General features: G+C 42.0%; 17 protein-coding genes. 6 read left to right on the forward strand and 11 right to left on the reverse strand.

Annotated elements, in window-relative coordinates; all coding sequences use genetic code 11:
• The 4 genes from cxpE (at position 1) to FTV41_RS04040 (ending at position 6,352) form a co-directional block, all read left to right on the forward strand.
• Positions 1 to 1,221: a chloramphenicol efflux transporter CxpE gene (gene cxpE / locus FTV41_RS04025; protein WP_167845886.1), complete on the forward strand. Its 1,221-nt coding sequence runs from the start codon at positions 1 to 3 to the stop codon at positions 1,219 to 1,221.
• A 14-nt stretch (positions 1,222 to 1,235) separates the two neighbouring features.
• Complete coding sequence (gene hda / locus FTV41_RS04030; RefSeq protein WP_004971812.1) at positions 1,236 to 1,940, forward strand: DnaA regulatory inactivator Hda; 705 nt, start codon at positions 1,236 to 1,238, stop codon at positions 1,938 to 1,940.
• Positions 1,941 to 2,062: 122 nt separating this feature from the next.
• On the forward strand, positions 2,063 to 3,880 hold the full coding sequence (gene rbtA / locus FTV41_RS04035) for a rhombotarget A (protein ID WP_167845887.1): 1,818 nt from the start codon (positions 2,063 to 2,065) through the stop codon (positions 3,878 to 3,880).
• 57 nt (positions 3,881 to 3,937) lie between these two features.
• Complete coding sequence (locus tag FTV41_RS04040; protein ID WP_257221909.1) at positions 3,938 to 6,352, forward strand: CSLREA domain-containing protein; 2,415 nt, start codon at positions 3,938 to 3,940, stop codon at positions 6,350 to 6,352.
• Between the two features lie 100 nt (positions 6,353 to 6,452).
• Here FTV41_RS04040 and FTV41_RS04045 read toward each other — a convergent pair whose 3' ends face one another.
• The 5 genes from FTV41_RS04045 to FTV41_RS04065 form a co-directional block, all read right to left on the reverse strand.
• Positions 6,453 to 6,854 (reverse strand): DUF3106 domain-containing protein, encoded by a 402-nt coding sequence (locus tag FTV41_RS04045; protein ID WP_004971806.1) that lies wholly within the window; start codon positions 6,852 to 6,854, stop codon positions 6,453 to 6,455.
• Complete coding sequence (locus tag FTV41_RS04050; RefSeq protein WP_004971804.1) at positions 6,844 to 7,164, reverse strand: hypothetical protein; 321 nt, start codon at positions 7,162 to 7,164, stop codon at positions 6,844 to 6,846. The genes FTV41_RS04045 and FTV41_RS04050 overlap by 11 nt, the downstream gene beginning before the upstream one ends.
• Complete coding sequence (locus tag FTV41_RS04055; protein ID WP_004971803.1) at positions 7,161 to 7,775, reverse strand: RNA polymerase sigma factor; 615 nt, start codon at positions 7,773 to 7,775, stop codon at positions 7,161 to 7,163. Before FTV41_RS04055 ends, FTV41_RS04050 begins: the two co-directional genes overlap by 4 nt.
• A 156-nt stretch (positions 7,776 to 7,931) precedes the next feature.
• Positions 7,932 to 8,708 carry an RNA methyltransferase gene (locus FTV41_RS04060; protein WP_179996165.1) on the reverse strand — a complete coding sequence of 259 codons (777 nt, stop codon included), beginning with the start codon at positions 8,706 to 8,708 and terminating at the stop codon, positions 7,932 to 7,934.
• A 50-nt stretch (positions 8,709 to 8,758) separates the two neighbouring features.
• The gene (locus FTV41_RS04065; RefSeq protein ID WP_004971801.1) at positions 8,759 to 9,733 is read right to left on the reverse strand and encodes a class 1 fructose-bisphosphatase; all 975 of its coding nucleotides are present in this window, start codon (positions 9,731 to 9,733) and stop codon (positions 8,759 to 8,761) included.
• A 177-nt stretch (positions 9,734 to 9,910) separates the two neighbouring features.
• Here FTV41_RS04065 and FTV41_RS04070 point away from each other — a divergent pair, with 177 nt between their 5' ends.
• Positions 9,911 to 10,096: an NF038105 family protein gene (locus tag FTV41_RS04070; protein ID WP_179996166.1), complete on the forward strand. Its 186-nt coding sequence runs from the start codon at positions 9,911 to 9,913 to the stop codon at positions 10,094 to 10,096.
• A gap of 156 nt (positions 10,097 to 10,252) precedes the next feature.
• Here FTV41_RS04070 and pal read toward each other — a convergent pair whose 3' ends face one another.
• The 6 genes from pal to ybgC form a co-directional block, all read right to left on the reverse strand.
• Complete coding sequence (gene pal / locus FTV41_RS04075; protein WP_179996167.1) at positions 10,253 to 10,822, reverse strand: peptidoglycan-associated lipoprotein Pal; 570 nt, start codon at positions 10,820 to 10,822, stop codon at positions 10,253 to 10,255.
• Positions 10,823 to 10,892: 70 nt separating this feature from the next.
• The gene (gene tolB / locus FTV41_RS04080; RefSeq protein ID WP_026438303.1) at positions 10,893 to 12,176 is read right to left on the reverse strand and encodes a Tol-Pal system beta propeller repeat protein TolB; all 1,284 of its coding nucleotides are present in this window, start codon (positions 12,174 to 12,176) and stop codon (positions 10,893 to 10,895) included.
• A 193-nt stretch (positions 12,177 to 12,369) separates the two neighbouring features.
• The gene (tolA, locus tag FTV41_RS04085) at positions 12,370 to 13,605 is read right to left on the reverse strand and encodes a cell envelope integrity protein TolA (protein WP_179996168.1); all 1,236 of its coding nucleotides are present in this window, start codon (positions 13,603 to 13,605) and stop codon (positions 12,370 to 12,372) included.
• Positions 13,606 to 13,608: 3 nt separating this feature from the next.
• A complete protein-coding gene (gene tolR / locus FTV41_RS04090; protein WP_019837724.1) occupies positions 13,609 to 14,061 on the reverse strand; it encodes a protein TolR in 453 nt (150 codons plus the stop codon).
• Positions 14,061 to 14,759: a protein TolQ gene (gene tolQ / locus FTV41_RS04095; RefSeq protein WP_179996169.1), complete on the reverse strand. Its 699-nt coding sequence runs from the start codon at positions 14,757 to 14,759 to the stop codon at positions 14,061 to 14,063. The genes tolR and tolQ overlap by 1 nt, the downstream gene beginning before the upstream one ends.
• A gap of 27 nt (positions 14,760 to 14,786) precedes the next feature.
• A complete protein-coding gene (gene ybgC, locus FTV41_RS04100) occupies positions 14,787 to 15,194 on the reverse strand; it encodes a tol-pal system-associated acyl-CoA thioesterase (protein WP_004971791.1) in 408 nt (135 codons plus the stop codon).
• Positions 15,195 to 15,422: 228 nt separating this feature from the next.
• Here ybgC and FTV41_RS04105 point away from each other — a divergent pair, with 228 nt between their 5' ends.
• Positions 15,423 to 16,001 carry a hypothetical protein gene (locus FTV41_RS04105; RefSeq protein ID WP_004971789.1) on the forward strand — a complete coding sequence of 193 codons (579 nt, stop codon included), beginning with the start codon at positions 15,423 to 15,425 and terminating at the stop codon, positions 15,999 to 16,001.
• Positions 16,002 to 16,081 lie beyond the last annotated feature (80 nt).

Genomic DNA, 16,081 nt, shown 5'->3' on the forward strand with positions numbered 1-16,081 from the left:
ATGGTCGATCGTACCTTGCGTCGCATTTTTATCCTGTCTGGGATAGTTCTGCTCCTTTGGGTGCTGTACTTATTAAAACCGGTTGTCATTCCTTTTGTTGTTGCATTTTTCATGGCTTATTTATTTAGCCCATTGGTTGAACAATTTTGCAAAGTCGGTTTGCCACGTTGGCTATCTATCAGTTTGGTTTTTATTGGGATTGGCATCGCGCTGACTTTGGCAGTTTGGTACATCATTCCTTTGGTTTGGAAGCAGTTGATGATTGCGCGTGACAGTATTCCTGTCGGTATTAACTGGATCAATTCGACCTTCTTGCCGTGGGTGTCTTCGACTTTTCATATTGAAGAAATGGAAATTGATACCTCGCACATGAGCAGCATCGTCATGGATTATGTGCAAACCAATTATAGTGCCGATAGTATTCAGGCCATGTTATTGAGTGTTGCACAGTCTGGTCTGAATTTTATTCAAATTGGTGGTACCGTAGTGCTGATTCCAATTATTGCTTTCTATTTTCTACTCGACTGGCAGCGTATGCTCGACAGCCTGCGTCGCTTAATTCCGCGTCCTTATGAGCAAAGCACTTTAGCTGTGGTGCAAGAATGTCACAGTGTATTAGGTGCTTTCGTTAAAGGTCAGTTTTTGGTGATGATCTTGTTGGGCGTCGTTTATGCGACTGGATTGCAACTGATTGGTTTAGAAGTCGGTTTGATTATTGGGATGGTTGCGGGACTTGCTAGTATTATTCCGTATTTAGGTTTCGCTGTAGGGATTGTTGCAGCCATTATTGCCACTTTCCTACAATTTGGCATTGACTGGATGCAATTGGTTTTAGTCCTTGTGGTCTTTATGATTGGACAGGCGGTGGAAGGCTATATTCTACAACCGTTTTTATTGGGTGATAAAATCGGGCTTTCGCCAGTCGCGGTGGTGTTTGCTGTTTTAGCAGGTGCACAACTGGCTGGATTCATGGGTATGTTGATTGCTTTACCAGTAGCAGCAGTGATTGTGGTTTTACTGCGTCATTTACGTGATTTTTACGAAAAAAGTTATTTGTATGGGCAACCTGTGGTGGTGTCGGAAGATGGTGCATCGGGTGACATCAGCATTGATACAGCACAAGTTCATATTGATATTGAGCTTGATCCTCAGTCAGCAAATTCACTGCAACAGACTGAAAAATCAAGTAAGATAAAGCCCTCAGATCAGCAAAACTCCTAGGTGATTACAATTCTATGCGTCAACTGCAGTTAGATATCGAGCCTCAATTAGATGCACGGATCAGTGATTTTTCTGGTCCGGGTTGGGGGCATGTGATTGATGCAGTTCGACAGCTTCATGCAGGATTGGTCAATCGCTTTTATGTCTATGGTGGTGCGGGCACAGGCAAAAGTCATTTATTGTCTGCAATTTGCGATTCCTATTTAGAAATTGGCAAATCAGCTATTAAAGTATCCTTACTTGAATTATTGGATGCCCCAACAGAAGCAATTACCTCTTTAGACCGTTATGATTTGGTTGCTTTAGACGATATTGAAGCGATTAGTGGTGTACCACATTGGCAACGTGCGGTGTTTCACTTAATCAATTACAGCAATGAGGTTGGTGGTCAGTTGGTGTTTTCATCACGTTTTGCACCGATTGAATTAAAGCTTGAATTGCCCGATTTGCAATCACGTTTGACGCAGGCAGTGAGTGTTAAAGTGCCTTCAGGCAGTTTGTATGCAGACCGACAAGCTTTAGTGAGTTCCGTGTTAGAGCGTCGCGGGATTATCATCGACCCACAAATTATTGATTATTTGTTGTTACATGGCCCACAGCAGACCTCGATTTTGCTGCAAAGCCTTGAACAGTTGGTGCAATTACTTAAAGGAGAGAAAACGAAATTAAGTGGAGCAAACCTGCGTCAGATTTATGCTTTAATTGACGAATATCGGTAAAAATTAAAATTACTTGAGAATTTGCGCAAGCTATGCCAAATTATTCGGAAAATAATTCGAAGTTGCAGGGAATTTGCAACTAAAGAAGAAAAAAAACAAAGAAAATTACAAGGAGTACGCTTATGCTCAAGCAGAGCATCGGCATTGGTATGCTGTTTATCGCAGGTCATGCATATAGTAGTAATATCATTGTCACCACCACTGCTGACACCAAAGCAGATGATCAACAATGTTCTTTGCGTGAAGCCATTGAGTATATTAATTTAGGCATGCCCGAAGAAGGCTATTTGGGCTGTGGCGGCAAAAATGCCTCAAGTGTGATTTTATTAGAAAAGAAAGCCGTCTATCAAATTGATACTCAACTTAAAATTACAGAAAACCTTGAAATTAAAACCACCTATGACAGTAGTCTGAATGATAAAACTGCCCCAGGTTTGAATAATGCCACGATTCAGATGCGCGGCAATGAGCGAATTTTCCACATTGAAGATAGCAAGGATCGTTTCTTAAAAGTTTCTTTAAAAGAATTAACTTTACAGGGCTGCGGTGAGGAACGCTGTCGTCAGCAACAAGGTGGTCTGATTTATAATAATGAACATTTAATTTTAGACTATGTGAAACTGAGTCAGGGTGTAGCCAATCAAGGTGGGGCAATTTATAACCTCGCACAAATGACTGACGAGAAGATCCCTGCAGGTTTTATTGAGATCAAAAATAGCTTGCTTGAAGCTAACCAAGCGCAGGAAGGTGGCGTCATTTATACGCAATTCCCACGCTTTGTGATTACAACTTCAGTATTTAAAGGCAACAAAACCATATCAGTTGCTTCAGCCAATCTCTATTCTGCAGCAAGTTTGGCAGATGAAGAAATCAAAGCCTTTCCTAGTATGGGGAATATGATCGTGAGCAGTACTTTTACTGCAAATGAAGGCTATGTCATGAATGTGCTGGATGATATTGGTGTCAATAACATTAGCTTGATTGGTAACAGCCGTGGTGTGTATCTCAACGCACCTTTGGGTAAAGCCTATATTGCCAATAGTGTGATTTTGGGTAATCCACATCCTGTGAGTGTGAATACTGCAGCAAACTGTGTGCAAGCAGGTTCAGATGCAACAAGATTGCAAAATAATTTAGTCGGCGCAGGCTGTGGAGCAGGCGATAGCAACTATCCAAATACGCTATGGACTGCAAATTCGGTGCTTGCAGGTAATCTGCTTGAAGGTGCATGCCAAACCCTCAGTCAAGATAAAACGGCACTCTTTTGTCCATATCAAGTTCCTGAAAACTCATTCTTGGGCTTTATGCGCCCACGCGTATTGCTCAATTATAACAGCCTGAAAGATTCTGTGGTGTTGAATCAGGGGCAATTACAACTGGGGGATAATACGGTAGTCGGTTGTGCTGCTTCAGATCAGCGCGGTAAAAACCGTCAGTCAGATATTACCTTATGTGACCGTGGTGCAATAGAGGTGATGGTTCCTGAAACTATGGGGCTTATAGGTCAAGATATTTTGGCGGGTCAAATTGCTAAAATGTCGGTGAGTGATTTGTTGGGTGATAGTGATTTGGTGCCTAAAGAATTTTGTGATCAAGTCTATCCAAACAATCCGACAGGCCAAGCATGGCAAGCAGGTTGTGTGCAAATTGAGCAACTCGATACACGTTCTAAAGGAAAATTGACCGTAGATGAGTTGGGGAATTTGGTATATACCCCAGATTCTGCTTGGCATGGTGCAGATGTTTTTAAAATTAAATTAGTCACCAGTACCACACGTTTTAACAGCACAACACCTTATATGGAAGTGAAAGTCCAAGTTATTCAAGAACATGAAAATCGTATGGAAAGCGATAAAATAAAAGTTTCTGGCGGTGCATGGAGCGCTTACGGATTAATGGCTTTATTGGGCTTGTTGGGTTTACGCCGTAGAAAAGCATAAAGGATGAATATGAAAAATAATAAAAAAACACTATTAGGGATAATGGTGCTGTCTGCTATGTCGCTTATGGCAGCAGATAATCGTGTGATTCAGGTCACGACCTTTGAAGATCAAAATGGTGAAGACTTAAGCAAATGTTCATTACGTGAAGCGTTAGTTGCGGCCAAGCAGAATATTGCGTTCGGTGGATGTAGCGCAGGCAATACCAACCGTGGTGCAACCGATATGATTCAGTTGCAGGCTGGGGAATATATCTTAAACTCAGAATTACGCCCGCAATCTATGGTGCGTATTTATGGGGCGACAGCGGTCGACTATAACCAAGTAGATCCGATTACCCATCGTTATCCTTCAATTGCACCGTTAAAAACCAGTATTAATGCACAGGGCAATAGCCGTATTATCAATACTTCAGATACCCAAGCCAGCGTGGCGCTATACGATGTCATTCTAAAAAATGGGGATGCCAATGGTGGTGGTAATGCGAACCCTGTAGATGCAGGCAAAGGTGGTGCATTATTTGTGGCAGGCCCACTAGCTGCGAACAATGTCGAAATTCAAAATTCGCATGCAGAACAAGGTGGTGCAATTTACGTTGTTGCTCATCAAGCGGAGCGTCAAGTCAATTTAGAGAATGCTTATATCCATGCGAACCAAGCCAAAGTAGGTAGTGTGTTGGCAATGGATTGTAGTGCCAACTTGGTCAATACACGCTCTATGGTGAAAATTGACCGCAGCAGTATTGTGAAAAATGGTGCTGCAAATAGTCTTAGTACTTTTGATCTTTGCGGCCAACCAGATCTTGCGTTGACTGCCAGTACGATTGCACAAAACCAAGCTGATACCAGCAAAGGTCATATCTTTAACTTAAGTAATGCAGAAAATCATCCGCTTAGCACTTTGTCACAGGTGTATTTGCAAAGTAATACCATTGTTGAAAATAAAGCATTGAGTACTTTGTTTTATGACAATTATCCACGTATTGTCCTCTCTTTTAATATGTTGGCCTTTAACCAAGGTAAATCTTGTCGTTATGCATTCCCTGCGAGCTTAGAGCAGGCGCGCAACATCAACACAATTCGCAATGCCTTATTCGCAATGGGATCAGCGACAGAGCAAGGCGAGTGTGATTTGCCTGAAACAGCAAATAGTTCTTATGATGGTGCTAAAAATTTGGATTTGACAGGGCTTAGCTTTGATCAAGTATTGCAGCCCTTGCAAGAACCATCTGCTTATAATTTATTCCTGCCGTTGTATTATCCAAAACTTGGTTCAGACCCTGCGAAAGATTTGATTGATGTAAACAGCATGGGGTGTAGTGATTATGAACAACGTGGTTTAGCGCGGGTGAGTAATGCAACTTTAACTTTAAATCCTGATGCAAAAAATACCTGTGAAATTGGCTCTGTAGAAGTGATGCGCTTAAATGCAGCCGATATTCAAAGCTTGCGTAATGTCTCTTATGAAAGTTTATTTGCCAATTATCAGCAACAAATTGACCGTATTCAGTCTGCGATAGATCAAAGTAAAGATGCTGCATCTTCGGTCGTTTCTCAATCGCGTACTGATTTGAAAACGATGCAGGATTTGTTGGCGAATACCAAAGCTAAGCAGCAATATCGTGCCATTTATGTTGATCCATTTGCGATGGCATTAAAGCAAGATGAACCAACTGCAGATGGGAAATTTGTTCAGTTAAGACAGCTTAATTCTGACAACTTTAGCATTAGCACTGAAGTATTGGGGATTGGTGCAATTTCGGGTTCAGGTACCACATTTAGCACAGATAAATTGACCCAAGACCCATTATTCAAATGTGAATGGGATGCACAGTTGCAACGGATTGTGATGTATCGATTGAATGATAAAGTCACAGAAGCAACCGATTCAGCGTATTGTAAATACACCATTACCTCAAAATTAGACAGCAATTTGCATTCTTCGGGCTTACTTGAAGGCAAATTTAGCAATATTGCCCCAATTGCAAAAGATGATCGTGTACGACTTGAATATGGTACAGATCTTAAAGTGAGTTTTAATCCATTGCTGAATGATAGCGATGCAGGCGATGGTTCTATCAGCACTCTGAAAGAAAATACCAATAAGCCTGCATTCTATAAAGATAGTACAGAACAAGAATTGGCAATTCGTTTTAAGGAATTGCCTTCAGGTGTGATAATTACGGCAGATCGACAAGCACCTTGTCCTGGGGATTATGCAGGTGAAATTTGTTATGGTGGCAATATTCAGGTTCAAGTACGAAATAGCTTTAGCCCATTTGATTATGAGCTGAAATACACGATTTTCGATCATGAACTGGAATTTTCGCCTGAAGCGACCATTACTTTAGAAAATACAGCGAAAAATACCAATTATGAAGCCAGTGGTGGCGGTGGGGGAAGCTTAGGTTTCTGGGGTATGTTTGGTTTAATCGGATTGGCGTTCTATCGTCAACGTCCAAGAAAATCGTAATCTACCGACTCTTTATTGCAAAAGCCTCATCTGTTTTACACGATGAGGCTTTTGTTATTGGTGACTTCAAGTACTTTCTATTATCCATGAACAGATAAAATTAGTGACTCATTGCAGGCTGCTGATATTTAAGAATGTATTCCTGACGAATTAAAGGTCGTTGTTCAGGTGTTGCTTGTTGCAAGCGTTGTCCTAATTCACGACGTTCTTGCGTGCTCATTTTTTGCCAAGTTTCACGCATTTTTTGTTTTTCGCTATCAGGCAGTTGAGTAAACCAATCCATCCGCTGCTGTAAAGCTACGCTTTTTTCTGCAGGAATTTCTTTTAAGTTTTGATAGCGCTTAATTAAGGCCAATTGTTCTTCTTCAGAAAGAGTTTCCCAGGTTTCTGAAATTTGCGTATCTGCATCTTTGGAAAAAATCCAAAAACGCTCAAACCCTGCAAAACTGGTTTGTAAAAAACTGAGCGCACAACACGCAATCACAATTCGTTTAGCTGCCATGTGGAACTTTGTCCTCACCCAACACCATTAACATTTCTAAATCTTCCACCATTTGTGGAGAAAGTTTAGGAACAGATACAGCTTGATTCTGCGGCTGTGTGGTCATTTCCATTGAATTTGGCAAGACCACAAAACCTGCAATTGCCGCAGCCAATGCAAAACCTGACATTTTCCAAAGCCCATAGCGCGATGTTTTCTTGTCTTGAATATTGTCCAAGACATGATTCATGACCGCGGCTTTGTCTTGATGGTGGCGAGCCAATCCATCAAGTTTAGATGTCACTTGTTTTAAGAAATCATCTTGTTTCATTCTGATGATCCTCCCAGATACGGATTCATATGTGCCAAACTGTTGCGTAAAGCTTGAATAGCACGGTGATAATGCGTTTTTACACTGCCTTCAGTGCAGTTCATAATTTGTGCGGTGGTTTGCGTATCAAAACCTTCCCAAGCACGTAACATAAAAGCTTGTTGTTGCCGCACAGGAAGCCCCGCAATTGCTGCCTGAATTTCTTCTACAGTCACAGCTTGATCTAAAAACTCTGCAGGATTGAGTGCTTGCTCATCGACAATATCAAGTTGTTCAACATCGTCATCATCTAAACTAATTTTTTTGAACCATGAAAACGGTTGAGCGCGGCGAGCTTCTTTACGACGCCAATCTTGTAATTTGTTATTTAAAATGGTGTAAAACAGGGGATACCATTCCTCTGTGGCTTTGTCAGCATAAGATTTATGCAAGGAAATAAAGGCTTCTTGCACCAAATCCATAGCAATGCCGTGCTGTCCTTGCGTTGCACTTTCCATCATCACTAAGGCACGCCCCGTTACGTCTTGCATGAAATTCTTCAGACGTTGCTCAGCCGTACTCTTAAGAGCACTCAAATTTTCCGAGTGTGACGACTTCGGGTTTAAATCCATAGAGATGGAAAATCCTGTCATTGGATACCCACCATTATTTTTAACATCATATTTTTATAACGCTAAAAACAATGGTTTGGTTGACATTGCAAGTTATTATTTTCAGTCTAATCTATTTTTTTTGCAGGGCTAGTCTTTTTAAAATAAATTAACCATTTACAGACGTTGGCGTACCATTTCAAAGAAACAGATTGAGCCTGCAATTGCCACATTCAAAGATTCCTGTCCACCTGGTTGTGGAATACTTACCGCTTCTGCATGCTGTAAGGCATAATCGGACACACCTTGACCTTCATTGCCTAGAATCCAGACGCAAGCCTTACGCAGATTTTTGGAATAGAGACTTTCTGCATGGTGTGAACTGGTCACATATACAGGAATCTGAAATTGTGCTAAGACATCTTCGAGTTCAATATTTTCAAAGGTATGCAAGCTAAAGTGTGCGCCCATGCCTGCACGTAACACCCGTGGCGACCAAAGTGAGGCAGAACCTTTGGTACAAATAATTTGTTCAATACCTGCTGCTGCTGCAGAGCGCAATAAGGTGCCGACATTACCCGGATCTTGCACATTTTCTAAAATCAGTGTGTCTGCTTTAAAGTCTAAAGCTTGGCTTGAACTTGGCACGTCGACAATGGCTAAACAGGCAAGGGAAGTGCCTAAAGTGCTTAAATCTTTATATAAAGATTCGCCAATGACAAAGACCACGCCTGTGTATTTAGCCAAAATACGCTCATAGTCAGGATGGCTTAGTGCATGTTCGGTGGTAAAAATCGAATTGATTTTTTTATTTTCATGTAACCACGCCAGACACAAATGTGTACCTTCAAGTACCGTTTGTCCCTGTTTTTTGCGATAGTTATTTTGTTCAATTAAACCACGTAAGTGTTTAATTTTCTGGTTATCTTTTGATTCTAAAAAAATCGTAGGCATGCGATAAAATCCACAGCAGTCAGCGAATGGCCGACTGCTGTTGTTAAAAATTATTGATGGTAGCTGCTGACCAAATCGACTTCATTTTTTGAGCCAATGATGACAGGCACACGTTGATGTAGGTCTGTGGGTTGGATGTCTAAAATACGCACACGACCTGTGGTTGCCGCACCGCCTGCTTGTTCCATGAGCATACTCATTGGATTGGCTTCATACATTAAACGTAAACGACCTGCTTTTTTCGGGTCTTTTAAGTCGTATGGATACATGAAAACCCCGCTACGGCAAAGGATACGGTGAATATCGCCCACCATACATGCAACCCAACGCATGTTAAAGTCTTTTTCGCGTGGCCCAGTTTTACCAGCCAAAAGTTCATCAATATAGCGTTTTACAGGTGCTTCCCAATGGCGTTGGTTTGAAGCATTGATCGCGTATTCTTTTGTATCGGCAGCAACTTGAATGTTGTCGGCAGTCACCAAAAACTCTTGGCTTTCTGGGTCAAAGGTAAAGAATACCACGCCTGCACCAACAGTGAGCGCCATCATGGTAGATGGGCCATACAGGACATAACCTGCAGCAACTTGTTGTGTACCTGCTTGCATAAAGTCTGCAGCTTGGGTCACGGCATTTTTTGCAGGTAAAATTGAGAAAATGGTACCCACACACATATTGATGTCGATGTTGCTTGAACCATCCAGTGGGTCAAATAACACTAAATATTGACCATTTTCCTGAGCAGGAGTGAATTCGTCTAATTCTTCCGACGCCAAACCACCCACATTAGGATGTTTTTGTAACGCTTCAATTAAATAATCATTTGAAATAACATCTAATTTCTTTTGTTCTTCGCCTTGTACGTTTTCATTTTGTGCACTGCCTAATACGCCCGCCAATGCACCTTTTTGTAATGTTTGGTCAATTGTTTTGCAAGTATTGGCTATAGTTTCAATTACTTGAGCAAGTTCGGGTGTTAAATTTCCAGTTTGTTGTTGTAGAAATTGGGAAAGGGTGCGGTATGACATGACTGGAAAACTCCGAATGACTGCAAAAATGAGGATAACAATATGCTGCAATAGTTTAGATGAGAACGCGTTAAAAGAAAAATTAAACTCGACTATTTGCTGTGATTTTACCCTTGCAAGTCCTGCAGAAAGTGCTATGTTGATGTGAAGGATTTAATTTGAGATAGGAGCACAGATATGACAACGTTAAAGTTTGATGCGACTCCAACGCCAAGCGAAGGGATTAGTTTAGACGATATTTCTGAGGACAAGATGAAAGCCGCTTGGAAAGATTACGAGTCTAAACCTGAATATAAAAAGTTTAACAAGCATGATTTGATTGAATCTATGCAAACTGCAAAAGCTGATACCGAGTCGGAATAACTGAAGCAAAGCTGTATTTCTGCACTTATCTGTTAGTTTTTAAAATATTCGTTTGCCCAGTTTTTTATGTCATAAAAAAGCGCCCTTGTAATAAAGAGCGCTTTTTTCGTATTGGGGAAACACGTTCTAAACGAGTTTTTCCCAAACAGCAAATTATTATTTCAATAATGGTGGAACAGCTTCGTAGTTAATTTCTACGCGACGGTTTTCTTTCCATGCATTTTCATCATGTCCAGGGTTGACTGGCATTTCTTTACCATAGCTCACTGCTTCAAGCTGACCTGCGTTAACGCCGCTGGTGATTAAGAAGCTCTCAACCGCTTTGGCACGACGCTCGCCTAAAGCCATGTTGTATTCGCGTGTACCGCGTTCATCGGTATGACCTGTAAGCGCTACTTTAGAGTTGGCATTCGCCATTAGAAACTGTGCATGTGCTTGTAGGGTCTGGTAATCATCATTAGATAATTCGCTACTGTCGTAGTCAAAATGCACCACACGCTTTGCCAAGAAAGCTTTGTTGGCTTCGGTTACACCTTTGGCAGATGCACCTGCAAGGTTTTGTGCATTTAAAGCTGCATCTTCACTCAAACCTTGGGTGTTGACTGTAGTTGCACCGTTTGGTGTTTGACCTGCTTGTAAGTCAGTTGTTGGTTTGCGGTTTGCACAACCTGTCATCACTAAAGCTGATGCCAAAACAGGGAGTACCAATAATTTAACTGCGTTCATCCTCATCTCCATGAAGCTTGATTTTTGGTTTTAAAACAGAACTGAAAAGTGTTTACCTTGCGGATACTCATTATTTTGGCGCCCACGCAGGTTCACGCACTTCACCTTGTTCACTTGGTAAGTTCATGCGGAAGCGACCGTCTAAAGACATAATTGACAATAAGCCACGTGCGCCTTCGCGCGTTGCATACACCACCATTTGCCCATTTGGTGAGAAGCTTGGCGACTCATCCAAACTGGTTGGGGTTAAAATATTGGTGATATTGGTGTTGATGTCTTGAATTGCGACTTTGTAATTACTGCCACTTGGGCGATGCACCAATGCCAGTTTACGACCATCGGCACTGAGCGTACCACGTGCGTTAAATGCACCGCGGAAGGTTAGGCGTTTGCTGCTGCCTGTGGCAAAGTCATAACGATAAATTTGTGCGGAACCACCACGATCTGAAGTGTAAATAAATGATTTACCATCTGGTGCATAACGTGCTTCGGTATCAATCGCACTGTCATTGGTCATGCGTCGCAGTTCACGGGTGCTTAAATTCATTTGATAAATTTCTGGATTGCCATGCATGGATGCGGTAAACAACATGCTTTGACCATCTGGTGAGAAGCTTGGAGCACCATTTAAACCACGGAAACTGGCTAATTTTTCACGCTGACCTGTCGCCAAATCTTGCACATAAATAGCAGGGCGTTTGGTTTCAAACGACACATAGGCAATTTTTTTGGCATCTGGTGTCCACGCAGGCGATAAAATAGGATCACGCGAAGTCAAAATAGTTTTAGGCTGTTCACCATCAGTATCGGCAATTTGCAGCGTATAGCGTTGCTCAGGCGTTGCAGGGTTGCGCAGTACATAAGCAATGCGTCCGCTAAAGTCACCTTTAATGCCCGTGAGTGCTTCATAAATGGCATCACTGATCATGTGTGCAGCAGAACGTACCCGTGACGCAGGAACGCTTAATAATTCATTCAATAAGTATTGCTGTTTTTGCACATCATAAAGTTGGTAATGAACTTCATAACCGCCTTCTGCAGTGGCTTTGACATTTCCTGTCACCACATAAGGTACACCTGCGGCTTGCCATGCAGCTGCATTTGGATTGTTCATGCTTGCAGTTGCAGCAAGGTTTTTAGATGAACTGGTGAATTTGCCTGAACGGTTTAAATCGTTTTCTACAATAGGATAAATACTTTGATCATTGCCAAACGGCACAATGGCAATTTTAGGTGCTTCTTCTGGTGCTTTGGCAATTTCTAAATGCAGTTGTGCAAAAGATTGTGTGCTTAAAACTGGACTAAGCGCAGTTAAAATAGCAAGACAAAGTAGGTGTTTACGCGTTGTTTCCATCATTCGCTATTTTCTCAAATCAACATAACTTTTTTGGATGTAATTGTGGTACATAATGGCATGCTTTGGTAGGAATGAAAGCATGAATTTATAATAAAACTGTTATAACACTGTGAAAATTTAAATTTATTTATACTCGTAAATATTTTGAGAAGGAGTTAGCCAAATAGATGTTATTCGGCTAACTGGTAACTTATTGCGCTGTAAAGGTAGAGGTGAAGCTACGTGCTTCGCGTCGTGCATCTGGGTCTGATGGCATCGGATAAGGTGCGGCAGCACGAACAGCAGCTTCTACACTGGCTTTCATATCAGGATCGCTAGAATTAACCACGACAGATTGAACAGCGCCACTGTCACTTAAAGTTACACGGGCAGTTGCACGTTGACCTGAAGAACCTGCTGGGGTATCCCATGCTCGTCTAATTTTATTTTCAAAATCTCGTTTAGCTGTGGATGCAATGCGTCGTACTTCGGCCTTTTTCTGAGCGGCTTCTTCTGCAGCTTTTTTGGCAGCTGAAGCTTTAGCTTCAGCGTCGGCACGCGCCTTCGCTTCGGCATCAGCTTTGGCTTTTGCATCTGCGTCAGCTTTACGTTTTGCATCAGCATCTGCCTTGGCTTTTGCATCTGCGTCAGCTTTACGTTTTGCATCGGCATCAGCTTTGGCTTTTGCATCTGCTGCAGCTTTACGTTTTGCATCGGCATCAGCTTTGGCTTTTGCATCTGCGTCAGCTTTACGTTTTGCTTCGGCATCTGCTTTGGCTTTTGCGTCTGCAGCAGCTTTACGTTTTGCCTCAGCATCCGCCTTGGCTTTTGCATCTGCTTCAGCTTTGCGTTTTGCTGCTGCATTGGCTTCGAGTTGACGTCTTTCTGCCGCTTCTGCTTTTTTCAGGGCTTCGGCTTCTTTACGACGTACAGTATCTGCTTCAGCACGTGCTTTGGCATCGGCTTGGGCTTTTGCTTTGGCGTCAGCTTCTTGTTGAGCACGTTTTTCAGCGCGTGCTTGTTGTGCTTTTAAGCGTTCAGCTTCTAATTTTTGTCGCTCTGCAATTTGTTTGGCTTCGGCAGCTTGTCGTTCTGCGCGTGCTTGAGCCTCTGCCGCTTGAGCTGCTTTTTGTGTATCCACTTGAGGAGCGGGTGGTGTAGGAGTCGCTGCATGTGTCGGAATGACAGGGGCAGGTTCAAGCGCAGGTTCAGCAGTTTGAGTAATTTGCTCTGCTACATTTTCATGTGTGGTTTCAGCAGATTCAGTTTCTAATAAGGGTTTTAAATCTTCGGGTTTTATTAATACCGTTTTAATGGGTTTAGGTGGCTCGGGTGCTTTACTCATGCCCAAATAAAGCAAGCCAACCACTGCGACAAGGTGGACACCTACAGTGAACCCAATCGCGATAGCTTTTTGTTGAAAAGGTGGCTTTTTAAAATCTTTCATAAATTACTTTAAAGGCTCGGTCAGCAATCCAACTTGGGTTAAACCTGTGTTTTGAAGTGTGTTCATCAGTGACATAACTTCACCATAAGAGCGTGATTTGTCGCCTTCAATAATTACTCTAAACTCTTTATTTTCAGTCTTAGCCTGTTCCTGAGCTTGAGTGAGTATTGTTGTAAGTTCTTCAAGTGAAATAGGTTGGTTAGAACCAACATCTTTATATTTTAACGAGTATCGTCCATCTTTATCTAAAGTTACCAAAGCAGGGGCATCTTTCGATTCAATTGGGTTGCCATTGGCTTGTGGTAAATCGACTTGAATCCCACTGGTAATCATTGGTGCAGTGACCATAAAAATCACCAATAACACCAACATGACATCAATATAAGGCACTACATTCATGTCACTTTTGAGTGGTTTCTTAATGCGCTCGAAGCGTCCTGAGCGTTGAATGGCCATTAGTCGTGATCCTGAGTATTGCCTAAAGATTGACGTTGTAATAAAGCCACCATTTCTTCGGCAAATAAAGCACGATCAGAATAAACCGCTTCACCTTTGGCGGTGTAATGGTTAAAAGCAAGTACTGCAGGAATAGCGGCAAATAAACCAATGGCTGTGGCAATCAGGGCTTCGGCAATCCCAGGTGCGACTGTTGCTAATGTGACTTGATCGACATCTGCCAGTCCAATAAAGGCATTCATAATACCCCAGACGGTACCAAATAAACCCACGTATGGCGCAACCGAACCAATGCTGGCCAATGCACCTAAGCCTTGTTCAAGTTGGGCTTGGTCGCGACTTAAACCGACACGTAAGATACGCTCTGTGCCTTCAATGGTTTGTGAAGCATGCGCTTGGCGCTTTTTCAGTTTTAAAAACTCACCTAAGCCTTGATAAAAAATATCTTCTAAACCGACACGTTTTGAATTGAGCTGTGCGTTGTTGTAAAGCGTATTCAGTTCTGCACCAGACCAGAAGATTTTCTGGAAATGCTGATCCTCTGCCTGTGCTTTTTTATAGCTCATGTGTAACTTGGCAATCAGATACCAGCTGTATAATGATGCTAAAAGTAGCGACAGCATTACCAGCTGAACAACAGGACTAGCTTGTAAAATAAGATCTGATACTTGAAGAGATGATTCGAGTTGTGTTGCCATAGTTACTACATGTGCCAATTCATTTTTTTAATCTTGTCCTAATTCTTTCAGAATAAGGCTACGAATTTCATCTGGCAGACGACGTGGTTTCATATCTGAACCAAGACAGGCCAATTCAACCTCGCCAGATGCAAGCATGATTTCACCACGATAAATATTTTGTTGCAATACAAATGATGACGCTTTACACGAAACTACACTTGCTGTAACAGTAATTAGGTCATCCATTAAGATTGGACGTGAATATTTCACGTTAATTTTATGCACGACAAAGTTGTAATCTTGTTGATGCCAATAATGATCAACACCCGATGCACGAAGCCATTCGGTACGGGTACGTTCCATAAAGCGAATATGGTTGGCGTGGTAAACAATGCCGCCTGCATCAGTATCTTCCATATAGATACGAATTTTAAATTCAAATTTATTCGCCATGATGATGTTCCGCTTCAATGTTGCAAAGTTGTTTGATAAGCAATACTTATAGCTTACGCCGTGTCTGTGAAATTGACGTGAATCGGGGCTATAAGTCAAGCTGTGTATAGCGTGGCAGTTTATCATTCTCAACGCTTCGTCCAATGGCACAAGATTTCAAACATGCTTTTAAGTTAAAATTAGCTGCCTGCCTGATACATGCAGATGATCCACCCCAATGAGCAGCACATGAGCCGTTTAGTTAAATTTTTTGTGGTAATTGCCATATTGTATTTGTTGTGGATGACGCTGTTCCAGCCAGATGGAGGAATTGCGGATAGCACAACCTATCAGTCATCGCAGCAAGTGCATCAATTTAAAGACTATACCATTCAAGCTTTGGAAACCTATGAAGGTGAGTTTCGGGTATTGTCACGTGAAAATTATAATTTTGGACGTGAAGCCGAACTTAGCCCTGTCGATTTTGCTTTGGGATGGGGCGAAATGGCCAAGCCTGAAGTGTATAAACAGTTGTCTATTCGTCAAAGCAACCGTTGGTATCATTGGCGTTATGAACAAGCACCACCGATTCCTGTGCAAGAGATTGCAAGTTTGAGCGCTAATACGCATTTAATTCCTGCCACACCCGCGATTGCGACACAGTTAAAACAGATTGATGAAGATGATTTGATTTATTTGAAAGGTAAATTGGTTGAAGTTACTGCCGCAGATGGGTGGCAGTGGCGCAGTTCTTTAAGCCGTCATGATACAGGGGCGGGCGCGTGTGAATTAATGCTTGTTGAAGATGTGCGTATTATTGAAAATTAGGGTCTATCTACAGACCCAATTGACCTAAATATTTAATAACTTAAAGGGAGATAGCTCCCTTCAAGCTATTTTTTCCTTTG

Origin of the sequence: Acinetobacter sp. YH16051 (genome assembly GCF_013417135.1) — a bacterium.
Classification (GTDB): Bacteria; Pseudomonadota; Gammaproteobacteria; order Pseudomonadales; family Moraxellaceae; genus Acinetobacter; species Acinetobacter towneri.